The organism is Salinivibrio sp. PR5 (assembly GCF_001996085.1).
Classification (GTDB): domain Bacteria; phylum Pseudomonadota; class Gammaproteobacteria; order Enterobacterales; family Vibrionaceae; genus Salinivibrio; species Salinivibrio proteolyticus.
Genome location: NZ_MUFK01000063.1, coordinates 1 through 10,747, shown reverse-complemented (window position 1 = coordinate 10,747; position 10,747 = coordinate 1). Strand labels below are relative to the sequence as shown.

The 10,747-nt window shown below is 51.1% G+C and carries 9 protein-coding genes; 2 read left to right on the top strand and 7 right to left on the bottom strand.

Going from position 1 to position 10,747, the window contains the following annotated elements; genetic code table 11:
• Positions 1 to 366 precede the first annotated feature (366 nt).
• On the top strand, positions 367 to 687 hold the full coding sequence (gene clpS / locus BZG82_RS15190; RefSeq protein WP_077766230.1) for an ATP-dependent Clp protease adapter ClpS: 321 nt from the start codon (positions 367 to 369) through the stop codon (positions 685 to 687).
• Positions 688 to 730: 43 nt separating this feature from the next.
• Complete coding sequence (clpA, locus tag BZG82_RS15185; RefSeq protein WP_077661726.1) at positions 731 to 2,986, top strand: ATP-dependent Clp protease ATP-binding subunit ClpA; 2,256 nt, start codon at positions 731 to 733, stop codon at positions 2,984 to 2,986.
• A gap of 67 nt (positions 2,987 to 3,053) precedes the next feature.
• Here clpA and infA read toward each other — a convergent pair whose 3' ends face one another.
• From infA to ald, 7 genes are all read right to left on the bottom strand, one after another.
• Complete coding sequence (infA, locus tag BZG82_RS15180) at positions 3,054 to 3,272, bottom strand: translation initiation factor IF-1 (protein WP_069588804.1); 219 nt, start codon at positions 3,270 to 3,272, stop codon at positions 3,054 to 3,056.
• A gap of 129 nt (positions 3,273 to 3,401) precedes the next feature.
• Positions 3,402 to 4,127: an arginyltransferase gene (locus BZG82_RS15175; RefSeq protein ID WP_077766229.1), complete on the bottom strand. Its 726-nt coding sequence runs from the start codon at positions 4,125 to 4,127 to the stop codon at positions 3,402 to 3,404.
• Positions 4,124 to 4,843 carry a leucyl/phenylalanyl-tRNA--protein transferase gene (gene aat / locus BZG82_RS15170; RefSeq protein WP_077480150.1) on the bottom strand — a complete coding sequence of 240 codons (720 nt, stop codon included), beginning with the start codon at positions 4,841 to 4,843 and terminating at the stop codon, positions 4,124 to 4,126. Before aat ends, BZG82_RS15175 begins: the two co-directional genes overlap by 4 nt.
• Before the next feature lie 20 nt (positions 4,844 to 4,863).
• The gene (gene cydC, locus BZG82_RS15165; RefSeq protein ID WP_077766228.1) at positions 4,864 to 6,582 is read right to left on the bottom strand and encodes a heme ABC transporter ATP-binding protein/permease CydC; all 1,719 of its coding nucleotides are present in this window, start codon (positions 6,580 to 6,582) and stop codon (positions 4,864 to 4,866) included.
• Positions 6,575 to 8,344 (bottom strand): heme ABC transporter permease/ATP-binding protein CydD, encoded by a 1,770-nt coding sequence (cydD, locus tag BZG82_RS15160; protein ID WP_077766227.1) that lies wholly within the window; start codon positions 8,342 to 8,344, stop codon positions 6,575 to 6,577. Before cydD ends, cydC begins: the two co-directional genes overlap by 8 nt.
• 82 nt (positions 8,345 to 8,426) lie before the next feature.
• A complete protein-coding gene (trxB, locus tag BZG82_RS15155; protein WP_077766226.1) occupies positions 8,427 to 9,386 on the bottom strand; it encodes a thioredoxin-disulfide reductase in 960 nt (319 codons plus the stop codon).
• A gap of 116 nt (positions 9,387 to 9,502) precedes the next feature.
• Positions 9,503 to 10,627, bottom strand: coding sequence for an alanine dehydrogenase (gene ald / locus BZG82_RS15150; protein WP_069588818.1), 1,125 nt, complete (start codon positions 10,625 to 10,627; stop codon positions 9,503 to 9,505).
• Positions 10,628 to 10,747 lie beyond the last annotated feature (120 nt).

Genomic DNA, 10,747 nt, shown 5'->3' with positions numbered 1-10,747 from the left:
ATTTTATTGTTTTATGAATAATTTATTACGTCTAAATACTGAGATAGATTTAGCGTAAATCCCTTTTTCAATCCCATTCACACAGTTATTTCCACTTCATGGTTGTGAAATGTCTTTATTTTTGTACACCTCTTATGGTGGGGGTTGAGATGTTTTTATTGAACAGTGAACGTTTTAGCACTTTTACCCCTAGATATATCAGTAAGTGACTAACAATTGCACAGACACACTTTGTTCGCATTGAAAGGGTTGCTGGAATACAATCTGTGGCTTAACTTTAAAGGTAGGTGGACGGGTTCAGTGGATGGCAGCAACGCCCCGCCACAACGACAGCCTAGACACCCAAATAATGCATTGTAAGTGGTTATGAGTAATTGGAACGAGTGGGCGCTCCCTGATGCTGACATCGCAGCGTCAGAGAAGACGAAGCTACAACCGCCATCTATGTACAAGGTGGTGCTGAACAACGATGACTACACGCCGATGGAGTTTGTCATTGAAGTGCTCCAGGCGTTTTTTTCCATGGACGTGGACAAAGCGACGCAAGTCATGCTGACGGTGCACTACGAAGGAAAAGCCGTTTGCGGTGTGTTCACCGCAGAGGTAGCGGAAACAAAAGTGGCACAAGTGATGATGTACGCCAAAGAGCATGGTCATCCATTGCTGTGCACCATGGAGAAAGCATGATTTCTCCGGCACGCTTTAGCGCGGTTATTGAGGGAGGTGCCTTATGCTGAACAAAGAACTTGAAGCGAGTCTCAACGGAGCCTTTGCACGTGCGCGTGAAAAGCGCCACGAATTCATGACGGTGGAGCACCTGCTTCTCGCGTTAATCGACAACGCCGCCGCTCAAGAAGCCCTGACAGCTTGCCGCGCAGACCTAGATGGCCTGCGTAAAGAGCTCGATGCGTTTATTGAGCAAACTACCCCTCTTATCCCTGTTGATGACGAATCACGCGAAACGCAACCGACACTGAGTTTCCAGCGTGTACTGCAACGCGCGGTGTTCCACGTGCAATCGTCAGGGCGCAGCGAAGTGAGTGGGGCGAACGTATTGGTCGCGATATTTAGCGAACAAGAATCTCACGCGGCTTACCTTTTGAAAAAGAACGACGTGAGTCGCTTGGATGTGGTGAATTTTATCTCTCACGGCACCACGAAAGATGACAACGACGATTTGCCCAGTAGCGACATGGGCGCTGAAGAGGCGAGTGGCGAGCCAGGTGAAGATAAGCTGGAAAACTTTGCCACCAACCTCAATCAGCTCGCGCGGGTCGGGGGCATCGATCCTTTAATTGGTCGAGACAAGGAACTGGAACGCACCATTCAGGTGCTATGCCGCCGTCGTAAGAACAATCCGCTGTTAGTCGGCGAAGCCGGCGTGGGTAAAACCGCTATCGCTGAAGGCCTCGCATGGAGAATCGTAGAAGGGCAAGTCCCTGATGTCATCAAAGATTGTGTGATTTACTCGCTGGATATTGGCTCGCTTCTGGCAGGCACCAAATATCGTGGCGATTTTGAGAAGCGCTTTAAGTCCATTTTAAAGCAGCTTGAGAAAGAAGATCATGCCGTACTCTTTATCGACGAAATCCACACTATTATCGGTGCGGGGGCAGCGAGTGGTGGACAAGTTGATGCCGCAAACTTGATTAAGCCATTGCTAAGCAGCGGGAAGTTACGTTGTATTGGCTCAACAACCTATCAAGAATATGGCTCCATCTTTGAGAAGGAGCGTGCCTTGGCACGTCGCTTCCAGAAAATCGATGTCATTGAACCGTCTATCGATGACACCACGAAGATTTTGATGGGATTGAAGCCGAAATATGAAGCGCACCATGAGGTTCGCTATACCAACAAGGCGATCCGTGCGGCGGTTGAACTGTCGGCTAAATACATCAATGAGCGTCATTTGCCAGATAAAGCGATTGATGTGATTGATGAGGCTGGGGCGCGTTGTCGGATGGCGCCAGCGAGCAGGCGTAAGAAAACCGTGAATGTTGCGGACGTCGAGTCGATGATTGCCAAGATGGCGCGTATCCCAGAAAAATCAGTGTCGTCGTCGGACAAAGATGTGCTTCAGTCGTTGGAAGATAAGCTGAAGATGCTGGTGTTCGGTCAAGACAAGGCGATTACGGCGCTGTCGGAAGCGATTAAGCTGAGCCGAGCGGGACTAGGCGAGGAGAACAAGCCTGTGGGTTCGTTCTTATTCGCAGGCCCAACTGGTGTGGGTAAAACCGAAGTTACGGTGCAACTGGCACGTGCCATGGGGATCGAGTTACAGCGCTTTGATATGTCCGAATATATGGAGCGCCACACTGTGAGTCGACTGATTGGTGCGCCTCCAGGTTACGTGGGTTACGACCAAGGTGGGTTGTTAACTGATGCAGTGATCAAGCATCCACACTCTGTGGTGTTACTGGACGAAATCGAAAAAGCGCATCCGGACGTGTTTAACTTGTTGCTACAGGTGATGGATAACGGGACGTTGACCGATAACAACGGTCGCAAAGCGGACTTCCGTAACGTCATTTTAGTCATGACTACCAACGCTGGTGTGGCAGAGACGGTCCGTAAGTCGATTGGCTTGATTCAACAAGATCACAGTCACGATGCGATGTCGGAAATTAAAAAGGTGTTCTCACCGGAATTCCGTAACCGTTTAGATAACATCATTTGGTTTAATCACCTTGATGAAACGGTCATTCTGCAAGTGGTTGATAAGTTTATTGTTGAGTTACAAGCTCAGCTGGATGCGAAAGGTGTGTCTCTGGAAGTGACATCCGAAGCGAAGCGCTGGCTTGCCGAAGAGGGCTATGACAAAGCCATGGGCGCGCGTCCAATGGGCCGGGTGATTCAAGACAACCTGAAAAAGCCGTTGGCAAACGAGCTGTTGTTTGGCTGCCTAGTGAACGGAGGGACAGTGCGTGTTGTGCTTAAAAACAACCGCTTGGATTTCCAATTCAGCGACCAGATGGAACCTGCATAAAGCGTAGGAGAAGTCTGATAAGCAAAACCCGGCGCATGCGCCGGGTTTTTTGATCGCGTTATGAGGATTAACGCGAACGGAAAACGATGCGACCTTTCGACAAATCGTAAGGGGTCATTTCAACAGTGACTTTGTCGCCGGTCAGGATGCGGATATAGTTTTTGCGCATCTTGCCTGAAATGTGGGCAGTCACCACGTGACCGTTCTCTAGCTCAACGCGGAACATAGTGTTAGGTAGCGTGTCTAGCACGGTACCTTGCATTTCAATTACGTCTTCTTTTGCCATTGAATCCTCTTAGGCTTACTGTTTTAGCCAATTTTTTGACCGACAGATAATGCCTCTATTCTGAAAGTCTGTAAAGTTCGGGTGCGAATTTTACCCTGTTGACGCCAAGCTTGCTAGAAAAAATAGCCACTAAGCGGTGGATATGGGCAAGCTAAAGGGTCGCCATTGGTGATTTATAAAGCGTTGGTGCGGGAAGTAATCCGCTTTATAACGCATGGCTGGACAATCATCAATTTGATAGCCCAGATAAAGCCACGATTTTTTCTCGGCGCTGGCATACTCAAGTTGAGCTTGAATGCAGACGCGTCCTAATGAAAAACGATGGAACGGGTCAAAAAAGCTGTATAAGGCGCTTAAACCGTCACTCAGCACATCAGTAACGGCAATCGCAACTAAGGTCTCTTCACCGCCATCAGGGTCATACAAATGAATAAAGCAGGGGTGAAGCCAGTCGCTATGGGTGAAGGCAATAAAGTCCTCTGCTTTAGCTGGGTACATATTGCCATCAGCATGACGCGCGGTGATGTATTGATCGTAAAGTGAAAACCAGTTTGGGTCGAGCTGGTCGCTAACCTTTACCCGCAGCCGTTTGAGTTGGCTGCGATGGCGCTTTTGGCTTTTACTTGGTTGATACCCGGCAACATCAATGCGCAAGGATTGGCACGCATTACAGTGAGGACAATGCGGGCGATACATCATGTTACCACTGCGGCGAAAACCGGCGTTGATCAGTTGCTGGTAACCCTCAGGGTGGTGCATGTCAGGGGATAGCACGACCGCAAGCTGTTCGTTCTCTGTCGATATATATTGGCAGCGAGAGGCTGGAGTAAGGCCGACCTTTAGCGCGACGCTCATGACTGCCTCTCACGAAAGTCCGCGATAACGTGCGGCATATATGCGGCTTTTAAGCGTGAGTCTCGTGCCGCGTATAGGGCGTGAATAAACTCATCCCGCGGCCATGCCTTGGCGCCGAGAGAGGCAAGGTGGGGCGTCATCATTTGGCAATCGATGTACTGACCACCTTGAGCTTGAAAGTGACGACAAAACTGCCAAAGCGCGAATTTCGAGCCATTATCGATAAGCGAAAACATGGATTCACCGCAGAAAAACTGTCCTACGGCGACACCATACAATCCCCCTACGAGTTGGTCCTCTTGCCACACTTCGACACTGTGCGCATCGTGCTGCTGGTGGAGGGCGAGGTAGGCCTCACGCATCTGGTCGGTGATCCAAGTTTGCTCAGGGCCCCTGATGGCGGCACATTGATGAATCACTGCCTCGAAGGCGTGATTGATGGTCACGGTCACTTGGCTTTTACGCGCCGCTTTGCGCAAGCTGCGACTGACGTGAAAGTCAGAGGGACGAATGATGGCCCGTTCGCTTGGCGACCACCAAAGTAACGGGTCTTCTTCACCAAACCAAGGAAAAATACCACTTCGATAGGCAGACATCAGCCGTGCAGCCGAGAGATCACCGCCAATGGCTAACAGGCCATCTGGGTGGGCGAGTGCATCGCTCACCGGAGGAAAGCGAAAATCATCTGCTGCTAATGGCGGCAAAAAGAGGGTCATACCCGCAGTCTCTCCATGTGTTACAAGCGTTGTCGCAGTTGTGCATAGCGTCCGTTTGCCGCCATGAGTGCAGCATGATCGCCTTGTTCGACAATCTCTCCGGCATCCATGAGACAAATGGTGTCCATTTGCTCAAGCCCGACCAAGCGGTGAGTGATAAACACCACGGTTTTGTTTGCACAATGTTGCTGTAGTAAGGATAGGATCTGCGCCTCCGTTTGCACATCTAGCCCTTCGGTTGGCTCATCTAATAAAACGATAGGTGCGTCATGCAGAAGGGCACGCGCAATACCAATCCGTCGTCGCTCGCCACCAGAAAGCTGTCGGCCTCCATCTCCCATCCACGCATTGAGCCCTGGCTCGGCCAGCAAGGTCTGCAAGCCTACTTGGGTTAACACTTGCGTCAGCGTCTCGTCGCTGGCCTGCGGGCATGCCAAGATCAGGTTATCGCGCAAGGTGCCATTAAACATGTCGACCCGTTGTGTGACCACAGAAATCGCTTGGCGTAACGCCGGCTCTGACCATTGACGTAAAGGCTTGCTGTCAAGATGGATCTCGCCGTTGCTTGGATCCCATGCGCGTGTTAACAAGCTAAGCAGGGTTGATTTTCCACATCCGGTCCGACCGAGTAGCGCCACTTTTTGCCCCGCATTTACGTGCAAAGAAATGCGGTTTAAGGCAGGGTTTGCAGTTTCTGGGTATTGATAACTGACGTTATCCAGCTTGAGCTCACCTTGCACCGCATCGGCATGTCCTTGCGGCGGAAAATAGACACTGGGTGTACGCTCTGTAATCCGGTTGAGCCGCTTAGCCGCGGTCAGGGTTTTCCCCAAATACTGGAAAGCCGCGGTGATGGGCATCATCAACTCAAAGCTTGCCATCGTAGTAAACGCGACCATTGCAATCAGCGGATCGGGCAAGCGACCACCCACACCATCGGCAGCTAACCAAATCATCAAAACTAAGGTTAAACCGGTTGCCGCCATCAGCACCGCATTCGCCCAGCCGGTGACGTTTGCCATGTTCGCCTGCGCGGCTAGCATGGCTTTTTCACTGTCATCAACCCGTGCACGATAACGGGATTCTGCGCCAAAAAGGGCGAGTTCGGCATGGCCTTGCAGCCAATCGAGTAGCGCGATTCGGGTAGCGGCATTTTGTTCTAATTGCTGGCGTCCATGTTGCTTACCCAGATGGTAAAAAATAACGGGTAACCCCAGCAGTAACGCCAATAAACAGCCGCCTAACGCTAGCCCTAAGGTTGGGTCGAACCAACCCAAAAACAGACTCACAGCAAGGACGCCGAGGGCGCCAACAACCATGGGACTGACCAAGCGCAGATAGACGTGATCCATCGCATCAACATCGGCCACCATGCGATTGAGCAGGTCGCCATCACGCACATTCAGGGTTTGATCCGGCACCAAAGGCGCAAGCTTACGGAAAAACGCTACCCGTAGGTCGGCAAGCAATTTAAACGTGGCATTGTGGCTGACGACGCGCTCTGCCCAGCGCCCAAAGGTACGGCCGATAGAAAAACCACGCACGCCAGCAGCGGGCAACATGTAATTGAAGGTGGCCATGCCAGTGAGTCCAGCCACGGCCGCCGCAGCGATAAACCAGCCTGATAAGGTTAATAGGCCAATCGCGGCAAACAAAGTGGCAAACGCCAACACCATGCCCAAGCTAAGACCAAACCAGTGACGCTTATACAGGCGTAAGTAGGGGAGTAGTTCACGCATCGAGATTTCTCCTGTCTGCTGAGGCCAGCATGTCAGCAAGCTGCCCTTGAGCGGCGATATCTTTGAATTTGCCTTGCTGAGTGATTATGCCGTCAGCCATGACCCAAACCTGATCGCAGTTGTCGAGCGCATCGAGGCGGTGTGACACCTGAATACAGGTTTTTCCTTGGGTCGCTGTGTGTAAGCTCAAATTGACCAGTTGCTCGCTGTGGGAATCGAGGCTTGCCGTCGGCTCATCCAATACCCATAGTGCACCGTCTTGCAATAAAGCACGTGCAACCGCGATACGCTGTGCTTGGCCGACTGATAGCCCGCCATTACGATCGCCAACGGGATGAGCCAGCCCGTCGGTCAGGCGCATAACAAACTCATCGACATAGGCTTGTGTCATCACATGATTAATCGATTCAGGCGTGGCATCAGGGTTGGCGAGCGCAATGTTGTCACGAATAGAGCCATGGAATAGCTGTGGATTTTGGCCTACCCAACTGATTGCTTGGCGCCAATGGGTGAGTGAGAGCGCTCGGCGCTCACAACCGTTAATGATCAGACTGCCGCGATAGGGTAAAAAGCCGAGCAGTGCATTCAACAGGCTCGACTTACCTGCGCCACTGACGCCAATAAGTGCAATATGCTCACCGGCTTTGACGTCAAAATTGAGCGGCCCCGCCAAGACATGGCCATCAGGGCTGAGCACTTCGAGGTCACGCGCGGTGATGGTGACAGCCTCGAGGTCGGGTGTCTCTTGGCCTTGTGTGCCGGTATCCGGTTGCGCATCGAGAAACTCGACGATGGATTCGGCAGCCCCAATCGCTTGGGCTTTTGCGTGATAAAACGTGCCAAGATCACGTAATGGCTGGTAAAACTCAGGCGCGAGCACCAGCACAAATAAGCCAGTAAATAGCGATATCGGGGCACCATAGTGGCCAAAGTTCAGTTCACCAATGAAACTGAAACCGAAATAGACAGCCACAACTGCAATGGAAATGGCCGTAAAAAACTCGAGCACGGCAGACGACAAGAAAGCCAGTCTTAGCACTTCCATGGTTCGTTTACGGAAGGTATGTGACGCTAGATGCAGTTGTTCGGCTTCTGCATCAGTGCGATTGAATAGTCGCAGTGTCGGTAAGCCACGCAAACGGTCATAAAAATAGCCTGACAGTCGTTGCAGTGCTTTGAAATTCTTGCGATTTGCGTCGGCGGCTTTGATCCCCACCAAGGCCATAAAAAAGGGCACTAGCGGTGCGGTAATCAAGAATATCAAGCCGGAGGCCCAATTGATCGGGAACACGGTGACGAGAATCACCACGGGGATCAATACGGCAATCGCCATTTGTGGTAAATAGCGGGCAAAGAAGTCCTGTAATTCTTCGACTTGCTCGAGGAGCAAGCTAGCCCAACTGCCCGCCGGACGACCTTGAATACTCACGGGGCCGAGTTCATGAAGACGATTCAAGATCAACTGGCGAATATGGTGGCGAATAGTTTGGCCACAGCGATAGCCTGTTCGCTCTTTGGCCCAACTACAGGCCGCACGCAGTAATACTACGACCCCCAGACCAATGAAACTGGGCAGTAAACTGTATTTATCGGCTTGTTCGATAATGAGCTGATAAAGCAAATGGGCGAGGAGCGCTGCTTGGGCAATGAGTAGCAGTCCAGATGTAAAGGCTATGCCAATCGTCGCAACTAACCAGGGTTTGGCTAACACGCTCTGCGACTTGAGCCATTTCGTTAGCGCCCGCTGTTTAGATTTATCCATATCGTCTTATTGTTTTATGAAAGGCCTGCGAGTGAGGCAGAGCAGGCTGCTCAGGGGCAGCCTGCGTGGGATCGCGCGAGGGTTACTTCTCAGCTAACCCGTCAAGGTAGCGCTCAGCATCGAGTGCTGCCATACAGCCGGTGCCCGCTGACGTGATCGCTTGGCGGTAGACATGATCCATCACATCGCCAGCGGCAAAAACGCCTTCAATGCTGGTTTGTGTGGCGTTACCGTTCAGGCCGGAAGCCACTTTGATGTATCCGTTTTCCATCTCCAATTGACCGGCAAAAATGTCAGTGTTTGGCTTATGACCGATAGCGACGAATACGCCCATGACATCCAGCGTTTCTGTCGCATCACTTTGGGCATCTTTTAAGCGCACGGCCGTGACGCCCATTTCATCGCCGAGTACCTCGTCCAGCACACGGTCAGTGTGTAAAACGATGTTACCGTTCTCAACTTTTTCCATCATGCGATCCACAAGGATTTTTTCCGCACGGAAGCTATCACGGCGGTGCACTACATGGACTTCAGAGGCGATGTTGGACAAATACAAGGCTTCTTCGACCGCGGTATTACCACCGCCAATCACAGCCACTTTTTGGTTGCGATAGAAAAAGCCATCGCAGGTTGCACAGGCGGAGACACCACGGCCTTTAAAGGCTTCTTCTGATGGCAAACCAAGATATTGTGCGGATGCACCTGTCGAAATAATTAAGGCATCGCAGGTGTATTCGCCACTGTCGCCTTTTAAACGAAATGGGCGCTGAGACAGATCAACGTCGTTGACGTGATCAAAAATAATCTCGGTGTCGAATTTCTCCGCATGGTCTTTCATGCGGTCCATCAAGGCTGGACCCGTGAGGCCTTCTGGATCGCCAGGCCAGTTTTCTACATCTGTGGTGGTGGTTAGCTGGCCGCCTTGTTGCATACCCGTGATCATGACTGGATTCAGGTTGGCACGCGCCGCATAAACAGCAGCGGTGTAGCCAGCAGGGCCTGAGCCAAGGATCAATAGGTTAGCATGCTTAATGTTACTCATTCACGTCTCCGGGCAGGATAGAGGTTCGTTTTGAATGGCCTGATTGTAGGTAAATTGGACGGGTAAAGAAAGGGCACCGTGACGGTGCCCTGTGATTGTAGGGTACAAAACGCACATTAATGTGCGGCTTTTAATGCGTCCATGGCATCAACGTAAGGAAGTTCAAAGCCTTCAGCCACTTCTTTGATGGTGACTTGACCATGAATAACGTTCAAACCATTGCGCAGGTGTTGATCTTCTACCAAGGCATCGCGATAGCCTTTGTTAGCCAACTTCACGATATAAGGCAGGGTCGCGTTGTTGAGAGCAACGGTAGAGGTGCGAGCAACCGCGCCAGGCATGTTAGCAACACAGTAGTGAACCACATCATCAACAATGTAGGTTGGATCCGCATGGGTGGTCGCGTGTGATGTCGCAAAACAGCCGCCTTGGTCAATGGCAACATCGACCACGGCCGCACCTGGTTTCATGCGCTTGATGTGGTCTTCGTTAACCAGTTTTGGCGCGGCTGCACCTGGGATCAGTACTGCACCGATAACCAGATCAGCATTGAGAACGTGTTGCTCCAGTGTTTCTTCTGTGGAGTAGACCACTTTTGCGCGACCTTGGAATTCTTCATCCAAACGACGCAGTGTATCGACATTTTTGTCTAAAATAGTCACGTCAGCACGTAGGCCAACGGCCATGCGAGCTGCGTTTGAACCGACAACACCACCGCCGAGTACTACGATTTTGGCCGGTTCAACGCCTGGAACACCACTTAGTAGCATGCCTGAGCCGCCGTGTGATTTCTCCAGTGCTTGTGCACCTGCTTGAATAGACATACGGCCCGCTACCTCAGACATAGGTGCAAGGAGTGGCAATCGACCTTTAGAATCTGTTACGGTTTCATAGGCGATACAGACGGCTTTACTCTTAATTAAGTCTTCTGTTTGTGGAAAATCTGGTGCAAGATGCAGATAGGTGAATAAAATCTGTCCTTCACGGAGCATGGCACGCTCAACCGCTTGCGGCTCTTTGACTTTAACAATCATCTCGGCCTTGGCGAACACGTCAGCCGCGGTAGGAAGGATAGATGCGCCGGCGGCTTTGTAGTCGTCGTCAGAGAAGCCAATACCGTTACCAGCGTTGGTCTCTACGTAAACGGAGTGGCCGTGAGAAATAAGTTCGCGGACACTTGCTGGAACCATACCAACGCGGTATTCATGGTTTTTGATCTCTTTTGGAACGCCAATGATCATGCTGTCACCTCTTGTTTATTCAGTGTTATCGGCTGGCTAGTTGTTGATATTGTCAATTTTCAGGCTAGTATAAAGGGAAAAAATCAGCATTTGATGCTAAAATTTATAAAGATGTTATTT

Coding starts and splice junctions, on each gene's coding strand:
- clpS (WP_077766230.1), top strand. CDS start 367: ATGAGTAATTGGAACGAGTGGGCGCTCCCTGATGCTGACATCGCAGCG.
- clpA (WP_077661726.1), top strand. CDS start 731: ATGCTGAACAAAGAACTTGAAGCGAGTCTCAACGGAGCCTTTGCACGT.
- infA (WP_069588804.1), bottom strand. CDS start 3,272: ATGGCAAAAGAAGACGTAATTGAAATGCAAGGTACCGTGCTAGACACG.
- BZG82_RS15175 (WP_077766229.1), bottom strand. CDS start 4,127: ATGAGCGTCGCGCTAAAGGTCGGCCTTACTCCAGCCTCTCGCTGCCAA.
- aat (WP_077480150.1), bottom strand. CDS start 4,843: ATGACCCTCTTTTTGCCGCCATTAGCAGCAGATGATTTTCGCTTTCCT.
- cydC (WP_077766228.1), bottom strand. CDS start 6,582: ATGCGTGAACTACTCCCCTACTTACGCCTGTATAAGCGTCACTGGTTT.
- cydD (WP_077766227.1), bottom strand. CDS start 8,344: ATGGATAAATCTAAACAGCGGGCGCTAACGAAATGGCTCAAGTCGCAG.
- trxB (WP_077766226.1), bottom strand. CDS start 9,386: ATGAGTAACATTAAGCATGCTAACCTATTGATCCTTGGCTCAGGCCCT.
- ald (WP_069588818.1), bottom strand. CDS start 10,627: ATGATCATTGGCGTTCCAAAAGAGATCAAAAACCATGAATACCGCGTT.